Source organism: Enterococcus sp. DIV0546 (assembly GCF_051712785.1).
GTDB lineage: Bacteria > Bacillota > Bacilli > Lactobacillales > Enterococcaceae > Enterococcus > Enterococcus faecalis.
Window position 1 is genome coordinate 12750 of record NZ_JBIOPO010000002.1, and the last position, 15044, is coordinate 27793.

16 protein-coding genes and 5 pseudogenes are annotated in these 15044 nt (G+C 29.7%); 19 read left to right on the plus strand and 2 right to left on the minus strand.

From position 1 onward, the window contains the following. Positions 1-22 precede the first annotated feature (22 nt). The 11 genes and pseudogenes from ssb (at position 23) to IGJ24_RS13480 (ending at position 6901) form a co-directional block, all read left to right on the plus strand. A complete protein-coding gene (gene ssb, locus IGJ24_RS13430) occupies positions 23-478 on the plus strand; it encodes a single-stranded DNA-binding protein (protein WP_289865902.1) in 456 nt (151 codons plus the stop codon). Between the two features lie 271 nt (positions 479-749). Beyond that, positions 750-1517 carry a Fic family protein gene (locus IGJ24_RS13435; protein ID WP_289865903.1) on the plus strand — a complete coding sequence of 256 codons (768 nt, stop codon included), beginning with the start codon at positions 750-752 and terminating at the stop codon, positions 1515-1517. Between the two features lie 1014 nt (positions 1518-2531). Beyond that, a pseudogene (locus IGJ24_RS13440) lies at positions 2532-3073 on the plus strand (PBECR4 domain-containing protein). 296 nt (positions 3074-3369) lie between these two features. Further along, positions 3370-3990: a recombinase family protein gene (locus tag IGJ24_RS13445; protein ID WP_192411344.1), complete on the plus strand. Its 621-nt coding sequence runs from the start codon at positions 3370-3372 to the stop codon at positions 3988-3990. A gap of 58 nt (positions 3991-4048) precedes the next feature. Further along, the gene (locus IGJ24_RS13450) at positions 4049-4333 is read left to right on the plus strand and encodes a hypothetical protein (protein ID WP_129263514.1); all 285 of its coding nucleotides are present in this window, start codon (positions 4049-4051) and stop codon (positions 4331-4333) included. A gap of 1 nt (position 4334) precedes the next feature. After that, positions 4335-4541, plus strand: a complete 207-nt coding sequence (locus tag IGJ24_RS13455) for a hypothetical protein (RefSeq protein ID WP_225624592.1) — start codon at positions 4335-4337, stop codon at positions 4539-4541. Positions 4542-4699: 158 nt separating this feature from the next. Further along, positions 4700-4894, plus strand: coding sequence for a hypothetical protein (locus IGJ24_RS13460; protein ID WP_002367787.1), 195 nt, complete (start codon positions 4700-4702; stop codon positions 4892-4894). An 11-nt stretch (positions 4895-4905) separates the two neighbouring features. Next, positions 4906-5097, plus strand: coding sequence for a hypothetical protein (locus IGJ24_RS13465; protein WP_192411347.1), 192 nt, complete (start codon positions 4906-4908; stop codon positions 5095-5097). Positions 5098-5305: 208 nt separating this feature from the next. Further along, complete coding sequence (locus IGJ24_RS13470; RefSeq protein ID WP_192411349.1) at positions 5306-5485, plus strand: class II bacteriocin; 180 nt, start codon at positions 5306-5308, stop codon at positions 5483-5485. Positions 5486-5497: 12 nt separating this feature from the next. Then, positions 5498-5770, plus strand: a complete 273-nt coding sequence (locus IGJ24_RS13475) for a bacteriocin immunity protein (RefSeq protein WP_289865906.1) — start codon at positions 5498-5500, stop codon at positions 5768-5770. A gap of 543 nt (positions 5771-6313) precedes the next feature. Further along, a complete protein-coding gene (locus tag IGJ24_RS13480; protein ID WP_103301406.1) occupies positions 6314-6901 on the plus strand; it encodes a recombinase family protein in 588 nt (195 codons plus the stop codon). A 292-nt stretch (positions 6902-7193) separates the two neighbouring features. Here the strand turns inward: IGJ24_RS13480 and IGJ24_RS13485 are convergent. Then, positions 7194-7643, minus strand: a pseudogene (locus tag IGJ24_RS13485) (DDE-type integrase/transposase/recombinase). Between the two features lie 679 nt (positions 7644-8322). Here IGJ24_RS13485 and IGJ24_RS13490 point away from each other — a divergent pair. The 3 genes from IGJ24_RS13490 to IGJ24_RS13500 all read left to right on the plus strand — a co-directional run bounded on the left by IGJ24_RS13490 (position 8323) and on the right by IGJ24_RS13500 (position 10884). Further along, the gene (locus IGJ24_RS13490; RefSeq protein WP_289854290.1) at positions 8323-9120 is read left to right on the plus strand and encodes a hypothetical protein; all 798 of its coding nucleotides are present in this window, start codon (positions 8323-8325) and stop codon (positions 9118-9120) included. A 258-nt stretch (positions 9121-9378) separates the two neighbouring features. Then, positions 9379-9768, plus strand: a complete 390-nt coding sequence (locus IGJ24_RS13495) for an NAD(P)H-binding protein (protein ID WP_289865926.1) — start codon at positions 9379-9381, stop codon at positions 9766-9768. An 873-nt stretch (positions 9769-10641) separates the two neighbouring features. Next, a complete protein-coding gene (locus tag IGJ24_RS13500) occupies positions 10642-10884 on the plus strand; it encodes a hypothetical protein (protein ID WP_289854285.1) in 243 nt (80 codons plus the stop codon). Positions 10885-11169: 285 nt separating this feature from the next. On the opposite strand, the pseudogene mazE reads toward IGJ24_RS13500, so the two are convergent. After that, a pseudogene (mazE, locus tag IGJ24_RS13505) lies at positions 11170-11442 on the minus strand (type II toxin-antitoxin system PemI/MazE family antitoxin). A 203-nt stretch (positions 11443-11645) separates the two neighbouring features. Between mazE and IGJ24_RS13510 the strand changes: the two are divergent. The 5 genes and pseudogenes from IGJ24_RS13510 (at position 11646) to IGJ24_RS13530 (ending at position 14951) form a co-directional block, all read left to right on the plus strand. Beyond that, positions 11646-12266 carry a recombinase family protein gene (locus IGJ24_RS13510; RefSeq protein ID WP_002375379.1) on the plus strand — a complete coding sequence of 207 codons (621 nt, stop codon included), beginning with the start codon at positions 11646-11648 and terminating at the stop codon, positions 12264-12266. Between the two features lie 16 nt (positions 12267-12282). Continuing rightward, positions 12283-12560 (plus strand): annotated as a pseudogene (locus tag IGJ24_RS13515) (hypothetical protein). Continuing rightward, on the plus strand, positions 12554-12778 hold the full coding sequence (gene uvrC / locus IGJ24_RS13520) for an ultraviolet resistance protein UvrA repressor UvrC (RefSeq protein WP_142954909.1): 225 nt from the start codon (positions 12554-12556) through the stop codon (positions 12776-12778). The pseudogene IGJ24_RS13515 and the gene uvrC overlap by 7 nt, the downstream one beginning before the upstream one ends. A 60-nt stretch (positions 12779-12838) precedes the next feature. Next, positions 12839-13042, plus strand: a pseudogene (locus tag IGJ24_RS13525) (DNA helicase UvrB); the annotation flags it as partial. A 442-nt stretch (positions 13043-13484) separates the two neighbouring features. After that, a complete protein-coding gene (locus IGJ24_RS13530) occupies positions 13485-14951 on the plus strand; it encodes a helix-turn-helix domain-containing protein (protein WP_202584628.1) in 1467 nt (488 codons plus the stop codon). The last annotated feature ends 93 nt before the right edge of the window (positions 14952-15044 follow it).

Below are 15044 nucleotides of genomic sequence, written 5' to 3' on the forward strand. Positions count from 1 at the left end.
AAAATAGAATGGAGCGATAACTATGATAAACAACTCGAATTTGGTAGGACGTTTGACAAAAGATATTGATTTACATTACACAAAAAGCGATAAAGCGGTCGCTTCTTTTACATTAGCATCACAAAGGAATTACACCAATGCTAACGGAGAATATGAAGCAGACTTTATTGACTGTGTTGTTTGGGGCAAACCTGCGGAATCGCTGAAGCGTAACACAAAAAAGGGAATGTTAATTGGTGTAACGGGTCCTTTAAGAAAACGATCTTACCAGAATAAAGAAGGTAACCAAGTTTACGTTACTGAGATTTTGGTTGAAACGTATCAACAAATGGAATTCTTACCAAAAGAACAAGTAGATGCAGAGGGTAAAGAGCAGCCTGTAAAGCAATCAGATTTGCAAAATCAATTACCAGAGGACGACCCTTTTGCTAGTATTTCACGGCCAATAAATTTCAATGATGAAGATCTACCATTTTGAGTGCTTTGTCAAGCCTCACTCATTCTAACAGGTGAGAGTCCTATCCTAACGATTAACCAGTTCGATTAGGTAGCTATGTATCACGTATGAGGAGTAGACAAAACGAAAAAGAATAAGTAAGAATATTTGCAAAAGGCTGACAAAATGGAAAAATTATTATAGATTTCCTCTTCAACATACGTTACTTTGTGTTTGATAAAGCAATGTGTGATAGGTGGGAGAATATTACTCAGAGAAAAGTATAATTAAACATAAAAAGTAGGTGAAAAGCATGGATAATACAGCGTTAGCAAAATTTATTACTTCTTTAGGTAGTTTAAACAACTACGGAAGTACCGTCCTTCAGACAAAAAAAGCGTTGGATCAGAAATCAGTAAAGCCTCTTCGTCAAAATCAAGATGATATTGCCATTTTTACTGATACTCTAAAAGGAATCGATGCAGTAAAAGAAATAGGATTTAGCACAGAAGGAATCATTGCAATTAATAAACAATTTGATTCAACTTCTAATGAACAGCCAAATATGCCAGGTCATTTGAGAAATGCGTATTACAATTCGGATGATCAGATTGCGATCATTATCGATGAAGCGAGTCAAGACGCTTATTTTCCACCTGAAGTTATTAGTCGCGCAGATTTAGATAACATTGTAAATGATTTTGAAGCTTCAGAGAAAACAGAAGAGGATGCGTGGCGTGTATTTGCACGTATTTCTAAGTTACAGCCTTTTCAAGATGGAAATAAACGAACGGCATTAATCGCTGCTAACGCAGCAATGAATGCTTTTGAAAATGAAAACTATTTAACTTTACCGTTCAATGATTTAGATCGTGTTGATTTTACTACTAATTTAATGCGGTATTATCAAGCTAAAACCCCTGAATCAGAAAATAAAGCATTTAAACGATTATTAAGTACGCTTCCTTCAAGAAAAGAAAGAGAACACTTGTTACGAGAGCCAATTGAAGAAAAGAAATTTGATCGTGTGAAAACATATAAAATTAAATCTCAACTTAGAAAAAAAGACATAGACAGATAAATAAGGATTTAGAGAATAGTTAAAAGGAAGAACATTGAGAAATTTATTCAATGTTCTTCCTTTTTTATATGAATAAGTTAGTTAACAAGTATTTAGTGGAGAAGAGGAGAAAATCAATTGAAACACAGAAGAGAGTATGATACACATGGAATTGAAATTGGACATTGGAACAAAGAAAATTTAGTATATACGATTGATTGTGATTGCGGAAATCAAGCATATAGAGTTATTGGCAAGCATCAGACGTTTGTTTGTAGTAACTGCCATACTATATATGAAAAAAGTAAAGGACGATACAAAAAGGTTGTTTACAACAATTAGAAAATTTGGATTTTCTTTTCTCTAAAGAAAAACAGCTAAGAAAGATTGAATTTGAAAAAGACATAGTATAAAATAATAGATGATTTTCGTTAAGAAGGTCATTAAATTTCTCAATTTTGACGAAGTTCTCTATTTGATAGAGAGCTTTTTTATGTATTATCCGAGAATATTTGTGATTTTACTGCTCATAATAGCTTACGTCAAGAAGATCATTTAAAAGTATAAAATAGTCAACTGACCACTCGTTGACTATTTTTTATATAAATAAGTACCAGATAAATGGTCAGCCGTTTTCCATCGACTGACCAAAGAGATAGATTTGTAAAGAAGTGATTTGTGCTTCTTACAACTCTTTTATATCATTAATTGAGTTAATAGACAACTGTATAGAATATTTATTTATGGATGAGGATGTAGGAAAAAGAGAAGATTATTGACAAAAAACAAAGTTAATGGTAAATTTAACATGTAAACAGGTAACTTGAGTACTCTGTTCGGCAACGATGAATATAGTGTGCTGGAATGCATTGTATTACTGAGCCATAGTAGGGTTGTGTGTGGACACCTCAAACCAGCAAAGAAAACACTCATTAATCATATCCATTTTGAAGGAATTCGTAAGAATTCCTTTTTTTTAGGGGAAACAATATGTGTGATCAATTATTTAATGCAGCACAAAAATTTAATATTTTAATGGAAAGAGAGTATCATTTTCTTTTGGGGCGTAAAGGGAAGTCTAAAAATGTGAAACTTAACTTTTGTGCAGAAAATTTTTTTCATTTAGTCGGTATACACAAACTGAATGATATAGACCAAAGTAAATTAAGTGCAAAAGCTTTTTTTCTAAAGCTTTAGCAAAAAAGATCACTTTAGAAGATTTAGGTAAATCTTCTAAAATTAATACTATCATGGATAGATTATATATTGTTGAAAATTTAGATTTAATTTTGGAGCAAAATAATGAATATTTTCAGTTTAGAGAAAAGGTAATATTAAATAGTAAAATTAATTGGGAGTTGTTAATAGAATTTTGCACAGATGAACTTGAAGGATATCTTTTTTTGGATGAGTATAGAAGAAATAAAGGAACTTTTTTTTGTTGTAGCTGCTTTTCTAAAGATAGAAATGATTATGCTTTTAAACAAATAAGGTGGACATTACTTAAAGTAGAATATATTCAAAACGGAATTGAAATTCCAATACAAGTTTACAAAAGTAAATCTTATAAAGAATAAAGATTAGTTTTTGTAGAATGTATTTTGGTTGAATTTGTCTCAGTTTTATAAATAAATAGTTATACTGGCAACTATTTATATAGATTTTCATATAAAGAGCCAACAGAGTATACCCTGTTGGCTCTTTTTTATATTCCAGTTGTTATTAGGTACGTAGTAGGACATTCAAATTGATTCTACGTCATTTGTGTAAATTTTGAGTGTACCCTATTTAGACAGATATAGGTATTTGATTTTGTTGTTTTTTGAGTGTATGATTAGGGTGTGTGATAATGAAGTAGAAAAGAGGTGGGATTTTGAAAGTTGCATATGCAAGAGTTTCATCCATAGATCAAAACTTAGATCGACAAATTCAAGAATTCAAAAAATTGGGAGCTGAAAAAATATTTGTCGAGAAAAAATCTGGCGCAACTATTGAGCAGCGTCCTGTTTTTACAGAAGCATTGGATTTTGTAAGAGAATCAGATATTTTTATGGTAGAAGCTATTGATCGATTAGGTAGAAATTACGATGAAATTATTCAAACGGTTAATTTATTGAAAAATAAAAATGTTCAGCTGATTATTACAAGTCTTCCTATTATGGCAGAAGCAATTGGAAATCCGTTGCTCGATCGTTTTATTAAAGATTTAATTGTCCAGATTTTAGCAATGATTGCAGAACAAGAAAGAACAGAATCTAAGCGAAGACAAGCACAAGGGATTGAAATTGCAAAAATGAACGGTATTTATCAAGGGCGGCCTAAATTATATAGTCCAACAGCAAAAGATCCCCAAAAAAGAGCTGTCTATAGAAATATTATCGAAGAGTTACAAAAAGGCACTGCTATTTCAAAGATTGCAAAAGAGTATGGAATCACTCGGCAAACAGTTTACAGGATAAAAAAAGACTATGAGTCAAATCAAGTAGATTCTTAATGAATCATAAAAGAATACGATGGATTGTTGCGTAAAAAATAGAAAAGGAGTAGTTATTATGGAAAATAGAGAGAAGATTATTCAGATGTTGGAAAATCCTTTGATTTCAGGATACGGAATAGAAAAAATGTCAAATGGTCGACTCTATTCTGCGAATTATCAAAGATACAAAAAACGCGTCGAAAAAGAAAATAAGCCAATGGTTATTTTTGATACGATGTCAGTAAAAGTAGAAAAACTATTATTAGAGTTGGCCGAAGAAGTATTGCGAGTTCGTCCTAAAACAAAAAAAGAATTTAGAGAAATGGTTGCAAGATATAGCTTTAGAAATGGAGAGAATTAAGATGGTTGTTCGAAAACAATATGATCATTGGGGAATAGAAATTACTACGTGGAATAAGACAAATGTAGTTGCTTATGTTGATTGTGATTGTGGCCAATTGGCTAGAAGAGAGTTGGGAAAATATAATCATTTTAAGTATAGTAATTGTAAAAAAGAATACAAATTAAGTAAGGGGATTTGCGTAGAAATAAGCCCAGAAAAAATTTGAAAAAAGGGGAAATCTTGATAAAATAGTAATAGGCAACAACTAATTCCTCAATGTTAATATAATAGTGTCAATTAAAGTGCATAAATTTATTCCTTAATTTTTAGTTGTTGCCTTCCTGATAAATAAATTGTGGTAGTTATTATTTAAGGTGACTAGTTATGAGAAAAGAGTATGATTATCAGAAAATAGAAGTAGCTAACAGAGCTGAAGGTGTTTTGGTTGAGTATATTTCTTGTGATTGTGGCATGTTAGCGGAACGTATTCGTTGGAAACGAACAGAATACAAATGTAAAAGTTGTGGTAAACAGTATAAGCTTGCATTTGGTGGACAATATATAGAAGTAAAAAATTGAGGTGATAGCTAGTGAAAGAGAAAGAAAGTCCTTCTTATCATACATATGAATTTTTGAAAAAAAGAAAACATGATCCTAAATGGAGAGAAGAGTATTTACAAAGAAAAGAAGAACATACTGTAGCATTTATGATTAAAATTTTTTGGTTTTTAGTAGGCTTGAATATTGTTATTTGGACATACGGCTTTTACAAGCATTTTTAGTTGAAGAGGCAAAAAAGGTAAGTAGGTAGATTCTTTTTAATTATATATACCTCCTTACAAAAATGTTAGAAAAAACCTTTTATTGTATCATTTACAAAACTATACCAATAGTTCTATAATTTCTATATAGAAGACGTTTTCTAATTTTTATTTTTCGAGGTGAACATTAATGAAAAAGAAATTAGTTAAAGGTTTAGTTATTTGTGGCATGATAGGGATTGGTTTTACAGCATTAGGAACAAATGCAGAAGCTGCAACTAGATCATATGGAAATGGTGTCTATTGCAATAAACAAAAATGTTGGGTGAATTGGAATGAAGCTAAGCAACAAATTGCAGGAATTGTTATTGGAGGATGGGCTTCAGGTTTAGCTAGCATGGGCAGATAGGAGAAGTAGCTGATGATTAATAAAAAAGAAGAAGTACTGGAAAAGATTATTCAATTAACAAATAATGCAATAGCGAATCCGCAAATTTCTTCAGATAAAAACTTAAATGACCTTTTATTAAGAATAAGAAAAGAAGCTTTATCAGGTAAAGTATTCTATGATTTAAAAAAAGAATTACAACCAACAATTAGTGGATTTACGTTAAGAAATAATTTCCAAACGCCTAGTGAACTGTTAGAATTATTAACTTTGATACAAACACCTAAAGGATGGTCAGGATTTTAATTAAATATAAGCTAGTATGTATTATACAAAAACTCACTGTTGATTAGAGCAGTGAGTTTTTTAGTTGTTTTTTGACTAGAATTTTAAGATATAGGTTGAATTTAACTATACGGTTAATTTGAGAGAGCAATTCTAAGCCATTTTCAAAAATATTGATTGGCAATTATACACTAAAGAGGTTTAACGTTCGTTATTACATGATTAAATGGTGAGCTAGGGGTCACTGGAACATCCGTACAGAAAATAGCGGTAGTGGTTAGTTCCAAATCCATAAAACGTTGATTTAAAGCGGTTTATAGAATTCTAAAGATGTAAGAACAAAAAATACTTCTGGAACATTCAAACAGAAATTAGCGGTAAGGAAAGTAGCATAAATTCTAAAAAACATTAGTTTTTTAGAATCTTATTTCTAGTTTTTGACTCCTTTGTCTATCAATGTTTTAAGTTTTCAAAAACTCATTATAAAAAAGTTTATAATAAACCATTGCCAAAAGAAAGAATATTCTTCATAATAAAGAAGAAATAAAACTGGAGGTTCTTGCAATGATTATTGGCTATGCTCGTGTATCAAAAGACGATCAAAATTTAGGTCGTCAAATTGATCAGTTAAAAAATTTTGGCGCAGAGAAGATTATTCAAGAAAAATATACAGGTACAAAAAGAAACCGCCCAGGAATTGAGCAGCTTCTTCAAACGATTCGAAAAGGAGACATTGTTGTAGTAGAAAGTATTTCTAGACTTGGAAGGAACACTTTGGACATTTTAAACTTAATTCAGGAATTGGATCAAAAGCAAATTCAATTTGTTTCTTTAAAAGAGAATATGAATACTTCAACACCCACGGGGAAGGCCATGTTACAAATGATGAGTGTAATCGCTGAGTTGGAACGCAACCTTTTAGCTGATCGAGTCCGCGAAGGAATCGAAGCTAGCAAAAAACGAGGTGTAGCGATTGGCCGTCCTAAAGTTCCGCAGGAGAAGTTAGATATTGCAGTTCGAATGTACAAAAGTGGCGATTATTCTGTCAAAGAAATCATTGAAACAAATCAGATATCTACAGGAACCTTTTATCGTGAAATTAATCGACTAAAATTGAGAAAGCTAAACAAAAGAACCGAACAACTAACTTAATTGCCCAGTAGTTGTTCGGTTTTCTACCGCTATTTTCTGTATGGATGTTCCAGTGACCCCATTTAATGTAACTGATGAACACATAAAATTAATTGCTTCTAGCAAATATATATCTTTAGATCAAACAATAAAGCAAATATTTAAAAATTATTTTCTTTAAAAATCTATTTTCGATAATTGTTAAAATTTAAGAATAAATTTTGGATTTTTTTATAAACTTTTAAATAGTATTAAACTGGGCCAATTTCTTATATAAAAACTATGCTAGTTTAGACAAATCTCCAATTTTTTACTACGGGGAAAAGTCGAAGAGAGGGATTTCTCTTCGACTTTCTTTATACGAAGCTGAAACTTTAATTGTTTTGAAAGAAAGAGCAATACTTATCCAGCGTAATCGAATGTGGTTACCATAACCACGAATGAATCACTAAACAAAGTTTTTGAAAGCTGTGTCGGGGTGATTGTGTAATCACATATCCGATGTGTTTCCATGGGCATCACAGGTATGTTATAGGTAACGGTCTTTGCCTTTTAATTTGATGTACTTTTCATCAATGCGTAAAGACTTAAATAGATTTCTACATCATTGAGTTTTTCACAAATGATAAGTCACTTTTTTATACAGCCTATTTCAACAATAAATCGTGGTGGGGCGTATAGGGTTAGTAAGCTCACAATTTGTGTATAATAAATTATAGTATATTGATAAGGATATGCAATGATATCCATGTTTAACTAGAATATTTTATTATAGTTATGTAAAATATTATTTAATTAAGAATTAAGGATTATCCTAAATAACAAACTATTATTCATTTGTTATCATCTTTTGGGTTGTGTAGTTGGTGATTAGTAGAGTTTCACCAGATGTATATTTTGTCTTATAAGATATATTTTATTCGGTTTCAAACCATCATACATAGTAGTTGATTTTAACTAAATATTACCGGTAATAGCCATTACCACGGTTAGTTAGGAATGTTTTTTCATATTTGAATTTTCCAGGTTAAATCTGTCAATAGCATAGTATAGTATATTTAGTTGGTTTGATTTCATCAGAAAATTTGTTTCATTTATCCAGTTTTAGTCAATATCTAGCAACAAAATGGTAGCAGCATCTGGATTTTATATTTGTAAGCCGTTCAATCTTTATCAAGAACGATAGAAGTCAAAAACTTATCTAGTATGTAAGAAATTATACATAATGATTGGTTTATATATTTTTTTCATAAGTTAGTTGTAAGGCATTATAAAAGAGTTTTTTCCACTATTTATTATTCAGGAATCTCTTTCCGTAAGTAGTTATTTAAAGCTGGGAACTTATAACAACTGGCAAAAGGACTATTGAAGGAATGAGGTTGCTTTTAAAATATATTATAGGTTGAATAATAACTATGATTAGAAAAGAGGAGAATGGAAATATGTTAAAAAAAGCGATATATGTTATTATTTTTGTTAATTTATGTACTCTATTTTTTTCAATGAAATTGGATACACATGCCGAAGAACTAGATAAAAATTATCAAGGTAATTCATCAAATGATATAGTCCAACCTACTGGAGACAAAAATGTTGGGTATCCACAAGTTTGTATCCGAACAAATGCTAAACCGCAACCTTTAGATTTTGAAGAACTTGCAAACAAATGTGATGAAGTGGCCGCTCAATTTAGCACTGATGAAGAGCGTGCTCGTGCAGTTATATCCTATTTAAATACTATAATAGGTAGTGGTAGCTTAGGACATGCATGGGTAATTATTTTTAATAGTGATAAACCAAATGATTATGCAAGCTATTCATTTGGTGCAGGGATTGGTTACGTATCTAATCATAACCCAAAAGTACAAGGTTATTATGATTTACCTGATCGACCTTTCATTGCACAAAAGGCCGTAAAGTTGCCAAGTAATATGGATACAAACCAAATTGAAAATAATATAATTCCTAAATTGATAGCAGAAAGTAATGAAATAGGAAACATAATTGGATCGAAAGAAGACATAGTTGGCAATGGGACATTCACACCCTTGACTACTTGTACATGGTTTTCAGGGAGTTTATGGAATAGAATCTTTGGTATCAAAGATCAAGTACAATTTACCTCTATTTTTCCAGATTCAGAAGTACACGCAAAAAGATGGGGAATTCCAGCTTTATCAGATATTCATGAAATTGCAAATCCTGGTGCGCTTTCTCAGTTTATATTACAAGGAATTTAATTATATACTAAAATATGGAGAGATCCTTCAGGTTTAACAAAATGTTTATCGATAGTTTTATTCTATAGAATATAGGCTATTAAAATCCAAAAGTAACATATTATTAACTATTAAAAAGTTCCATAAATGACCGTTTAATAATGCTTTTTGAGCATTATTAAATTATACGTTAAATCAGCTTGGAAAAGGTTATAAGTCATTCTTTCTGTACTTATTTGTTTCTACATTTACTAATTTTAGAACAAGCACCATAGCTTAATCCAAACTGATTTATATGGTGCTGTAAAATTAATGAATGCAGCTGAGCAGAAAGGTATTAGACGATACATTCAATTGAGTGGGATATTTTCTCTAAATCCTGAAAAGTGGAGTTCGGAGTTAACAGACTATTTTATCAGTAATTTTTTTTCAGATATGTGGTTAATTAATCATACACATTTAAATTATACTATTCTTCAACCAGGAACTTTAACCGAAACTACGGGGAGTGGGAAAGTTACATTGATGACTCAAGAGCAAAGAGAAAACTCCATAGATAATGTGGCTACAGTCCTTTCTGAATTATTGGACAAGAAAAATACTTTTAAAAAAGTTATTACTATGGCAGATGGGGAAGTACCCATTGGAGAAGCTTTAGAAAAATTGTAATAGTTTGTATATACGATTGAGTATGGAGATGTTAGGTCGAACAATCCAAATATACGTCTGAAAGACGTATCTGAATTTAACGTTGTTATCAAAGATATTTTAAATGACCATCTTAAACATTTTATATTCAAAACAGGAGACTTTAATATGCCTGGTGGAAAGAATATTTTACCAGAGTTAGCTTGGACTGGTTTACTCAAAGGATTTTATTTGCATTGGTTTGCAAAAGATATTCCGAAGATAGTTACTTCTTTATAAAAAATGCTGGAAGCACTAAAAACTTAAATTTTATTTTTATTCTTAATTAAGCTAGCATTTACAATAAATATTCAATTAAGTGCAGACTGAAAAGCCAAAAAGATTCTCACTTTTTTTGCTTTTCTTATACATTTTATGGATAGATTCCGTATCTTTACTAGAAATTTTGATTGCCCTAACGGTTTTTACAATTTTTTTAAATACATTAGTTTTTTATTTATATCTTTTCTAACGTAACTAAATATCAAATATCAGATCTATTCACATAGATATTCTAATAAATATAATATCAACTTTCCTTTGATTTCAATACAGGGGACATCCATTTCTAGGAATAGAATGACCGCCTATTTCTTTTCTTCCATGTTAAATAGAATACTTTTTTTAAATTGTTACTTTAAAATGAATGATACATCTTCGTTGCTTTAGGATTAGGTAGTCTTTCAGCCTAATAAATCTTAAAATTAATGGTTTCAAAGTCTTGTGACAGAGCTGTATTACAAAATATTTATATAATAAATACTCAAAAGGGATAAAGTGAACTGAAAGATACAAAGTAATGATATTTAGATATGAATCATGTAATTTATTTAAAAAATAAGGAGAATACTTGGCATGTTAATCTATGCACATGAAAGAGGAAATTCCTATGGTTCTACTTATTTTGTGAGCTTTTGTGAAGTAGAATTGGTAATAATGTTAGTGTGGAAGAATAACTCGTTTGTATATAACAAAGAAGAAATAGATGAAGTTATCAATACAACTGCTAGTGTAAACTCTGAATTAAAATTAGCAATCTATCAATTTATAGAAAAGACTAATTATTTGATGTATTTATCATATAAAGAATTACACTGAAAAGATAACTTGTAATATAGTGATGATTGCCTTCTTAGATAAAATATAACATTAAGAATTGTTTCCCAAACATTTAGAATGAGGCATTCGTCAAGAATTATCTTTAACTAACTATTTATTAGATTCAAAAGATATAGAGACTGTTTAACTTAAGAAACAGTTATTGAAAGAAGAATAAAAAAAGTAATTTTTTTATTAGTGAAAATGGTTGCAAGACTTTGATTTCAATCAACACTTAAAAAAACAGAAGTAATGGACTACAGTATGTATACTTACGACATTTTTTTATTTATAGCAATAGGAGTGTTGGGAAAATGCACCTTTCAATAGTAGACTATGTCCGAAAAAAGAAGGACTATTGAACCATTCGTCTTTTTCGTAGTACTCCCCTTCTGATCCACCACTAAATGGATCTTGTAATTTAGGGACTAGCGTAATTGTCCCATCATCAGAATACATCACTATATATTCTTGGTCTGCCTTTGGTTTCTGTCCGTTATTAGATGGTAATGTCAATACTACAGAACTTCCTTATTTTCTAGATTTTGTGGTTAACATACAATCATCTCTTGTCTTTTATTATACTAAATAATTAAATAGTTTCAAATGATTATATACTACATTTAGTTAACTTAGTGTGATTTAATTAAATAGTCAAAATTAGATATTTTAGAATTAATTTGTTAGGTTCAGAAACTTAAAAGTTTTTGACCTCTTTGTTTTTTCGTGCTATACTTGGAATTATCTAGTGTCAAAAACTTATGTTCAGAAAAGGTGAGGAAATTTTGCCCATTTATGGTTATTCACGAGTGAGTACTAGTAATCAAGATTACAAAACCCAGATTCAAAAACTAGAAAAAGCCGGAGCAGAAAAAATATTCAGTGAAAAATATACGGGAACAAAAAAAGAAGGAAGAAAAGAATTAGAAGAACTACTATCTATTGTAAAACCTGGCGATAAAGTTTTAGTGACGAAAATTGATCGGCTAGCTAGAAGTATCGTTGATTTAAATTCGATTATCTCTTCTTTAAACAATTCAGGAGTGACTATCACCTTCTTAGATAATGCCCTAACCTTTGAGCCAAATAAAAGTGATTCTATGCAAACATTAATGATGAACATGTTAGGGAGTTTTGCGCAATTTGAAAGAGATTTAATCGTGACAAGAACGCAAGAAGGAAAACAGTGGCACCGGGCAAATAATAAGAACTATCGAGAAGGACGTCCGAAAAGAGTTCTAAATGATAAATATAAACATGCACTAGAGTTAATGGAAACAAACAGCATGCGAGAAGTGGAAAGGAAAACAGGTATTTCTTTGTCTACTCTCAAACGAATCAAGAAACAAGCAAAGGAAGAACAGTTACTTAGTGAGAAATAATACAGGAGTAGTTATAATGGAAAATAGAGAGAAAATTATTCAGTTGTTGAAAAATCCTTTAGTAACAGGTTATGGGATTGAGATAATGTCAAATGGGCGACTCTATTCAGCAAACTTCCAAAGATATAAGAATCGAGTAAAGAAAGAAGACAACCCATTGATAATTTTTGAGAGCATGACAGAAAAGGTTGAGCAGGTATTTTTAGAATTAGCTGAAGAAGTCATACGAACGAACCCTAAAACAAAACAAGAATTCAAAGATATGATAGTTATAAGGAGGATAACAAATGGTAGTTCGAAAAACATATGATCATTGGGGGATCGAAATCAGCACATGGAACAAAAGTAATATAGTTACTTTTATTGATTGTGACTGCGGTCAATTAGCTAAAAGAGAACTAGGAAAGTATAATCAGTTTAAATGTGATAGCTGCAATAAAGAATACAAATTGTATCAAGGCAACTATATCGCAATTGAAGAAAAAATAAATGAAGTAGCTCAAAACGATTGAAAAAGTAAAAAAGATTTTTGATTGTGTACTTTCAATAATTTAAAAAAGGTGGAGAGTTTAATGAATTTTGGGTATTTAAATTTTGGAACAAAAGACGCCGTTTTAGTAATCGCAATATTTATTATCTTAATTTTGACGGTACTGTTTCGTTGGTTAGCTTTAGAATTTGTCTTTTCTTCAGGTGCAGTAGGAATTGCTTTTTTTGCTGGAAACATGACACAGGATAAAAGGATATTTGAAAATCAAAAGAAAAAAAGTGATAGGGAAAGAATAAATCTTGCTTATAAACATGAAAATAAAAAAATTGAGGTAGTTTCCCAATTAGCCTAGTATTATTGTACTAAGTTAGTAGTAACCATTTGGTCTTGGGGACTTCTCTGAAACTATATAACTATATATTTTTAATAATTTGAAACTACGTAATATTTATCTTGTAAAATATTGTAAACAGTTTTAAATTTTGTATAATATTCTTAGACTAATGTCTAACTTTAAAGGCGAAACTGGAAATGGCTCTATTAAATAGAGCCATTTCCAGTTTTGATTTTTTTAGGGAGTTTATAAATTTTAAGTAATAGAGGTATACTTATTAGTTGAAATAATTAATATTAATTATCTAAATTTCTGAGTAATATTTGTAGTAGCACATATATTGTAGTATGATGATTTATAATGACTGTTATTTTTTGTGAGGGAGGTGTTTTTAATGCATAAAGAAGATTTACTTGATAATTATGTAAAGAATGAATATTTACTATTAAAGTTACTATATCTATCATCAAGAGAGTTAAAAAAGTCTGAAATTTGTGAACGATTAAATATTACTCTGCCAACATTAGGAAAAATAGTTGAAAGTTTACAGGTAAAACTGTTAAATGATGATATAAGTTCAAATCAATTAGAACTTATTGTCACGCGAAACTCATTAGAATTAAAATTTATCAATGATGTTTCTATCGATATGTTAGCAGAAGTATTTTTAAAGGACTCAAACAAGTATAAGGTTTTTAGATATCTATTTTCTCGTAAAAAGATAAGCTATGTAAAACTTGAGAATTATCTACAAGTAAGTACAACTACACTAGGGAGAATTATTGGATCATGCAATGAATTGTTGACTGATTATAATTTGAAAATTAGTCACGGAAGAATAGTTGGGGACATAAAGCAACAAATATTTTTTTACTACAGTTTCTTTTGGGTAAGTTCGGTTGATGAAAAAAAAAGTAATTCGAATTTACTTAGTAATTTAGTAGAAGAAGTAAGTGTTAAATATAATCTTTCTGTAGTTCAAAGAGAGCAATTTTATTTATGGAGTTTAGTTACTTTGAAAAAGATTGGTGAAGTATCCATGAATTCATTGAGTATTGGCGAACAAAAAGATGTAGAACAATATAGCAAAACCCCTATAAATAAATTTTTTCAAAAAATATACATTAAACATAAATCAATTTACAATGAAAGCGAAGTACAATTATTTTCTTATTTCTTAAGTTTGTTTTTTATTTCTTTTGGGATGACTTCATATGAAATTATTCAATTAGGATTATTTAATAAAAGGAATCCCGCGTTTGAATTAACAAGTAAAATAATGGCTGCTATAAAGGCTATATTCATTTTGGATAAACAGGATGTAACAATTGAAACAAATGTTTTTTCTTTATTATCACAAATATATTATTTTAGAGGTAATAGTTATTCAACAGATAGTTTGACGTTCATGGATTATTTTAAATTATTCAATAGTTCTTTTAGTACTAGATTCGTTTCAGATGTTATTAAAGAAATTGTTGAGCCTAGTTCCTTGTTCGATTCTTTTAAATTAGATCAGATAGAAAAAAGACTCATTTTTTTATTATATACTTTATCTCCCAAAAAAAAATATTGTGTGAAAATAGGTGTTGTATTGACAACATCTCATTTAGTGTTAAATGCTACTATTCTTTTGTTAGAGACTGAATTAAATAATAGACGAAATATCACTATTACTCAGTATGTAAATGATGAAAATTTTGATTTAGTAATATCAAATATATCAAATTCTTTACTTGAAAATAACTATAAATATTTTTACCAATTAACTAATATTGGTCCATATCTTGATATTGAAAGACTAGATTTATTAATAGATAAAATAGCTTTAGAAAAATATCAATCATTTACATTTTGGTGAAATAAACATTTTTTTTAATAAACTAAAAAAAAAGGAAAGAATATTTTTTTAGTTTCTAGGCTAGAAATTTCTGCAATCGATAGATAATTTGAA

Bases quoted from the DNA above. Each gene is read 5' to 3' on its own strand.
- IGJ24_RS13500 (WP_289854285.1), top strand. From the start codon at position 10,642: ATGTTAATCTATGCACATGAAAGAGGAAATTCCTATGGTTCTACTTAT.
- IGJ24_RS13490 (WP_289854290.1), top strand. From the start codon at position 8,323: ATGTTAAAAAAAGCGATATATGTTATTATTTTTGTTAATTTATGTACT.
- IGJ24_RS13450 (WP_129263514.1), top strand. From the start codon at position 4,049: ATGGAAAATAGAGAGAAGATTATTCAGATGTTGGAAAATCCTTTGATT.
- IGJ24_RS13470 (WP_192411349.1), top strand. From the start codon at position 5,306: ATGATAGGGATTGGTTTTACAGCATTAGGAACAAATGCAGAAGCTGCA.
- IGJ24_RS13455 (WP_225624592.1), top strand. From the start codon at position 4,335: ATGGTTGTTCGAAAACAATATGATCATTGGGGAATAGAAATTACTACG.
- IGJ24_RS13530 (WP_202584628.1), top strand. From the start codon at position 13,485: ATGCATAAAGAAGATTTACTTGATAATTATGTAAAGAATGAATATTTA.
- IGJ24_RS13475 (WP_289865906.1), top strand. From the start codon at position 5,498: ATGATTAATAAAAAAGAAGAAGTACTGGAAAAGATTATTCAATTAACA.
- IGJ24_RS13480 (WP_103301406.1), top strand. From the start codon at position 6,314: ATGATTATTGGCTATGCTCGTGTATCAAAAGACGATCAAAATTTAGGT.
- ssb (WP_289865902.1), top strand. From the start codon at position 23: ATGATAAACAACTCGAATTTGGTAGGACGTTTGACAAAAGATATTGAT.
- IGJ24_RS13435 (WP_289865903.1), top strand. From the start codon at position 750: ATGGATAATACAGCGTTAGCAAAATTTATTACTTCTTTAGGTAGTTTA.
- uvrC (WP_142954909.1), top strand. From the start codon at position 12,554: ATGGTAGTTCGAAAAACATATGATCATTGGGGGATCGAAATCAGCACA.
- IGJ24_RS13510 (WP_002375379.1), top strand. From the start codon at position 11,646: ATGTTCAGAAAAGGTGAGGAAATTTTGCCCATTTATGGTTATTCACGA.
- IGJ24_RS13460 (WP_002367787.1), top strand. From the start codon at position 4,700: ATGAGAAAAGAGTATGATTATCAGAAAATAGAAGTAGCTAACAGAGCT.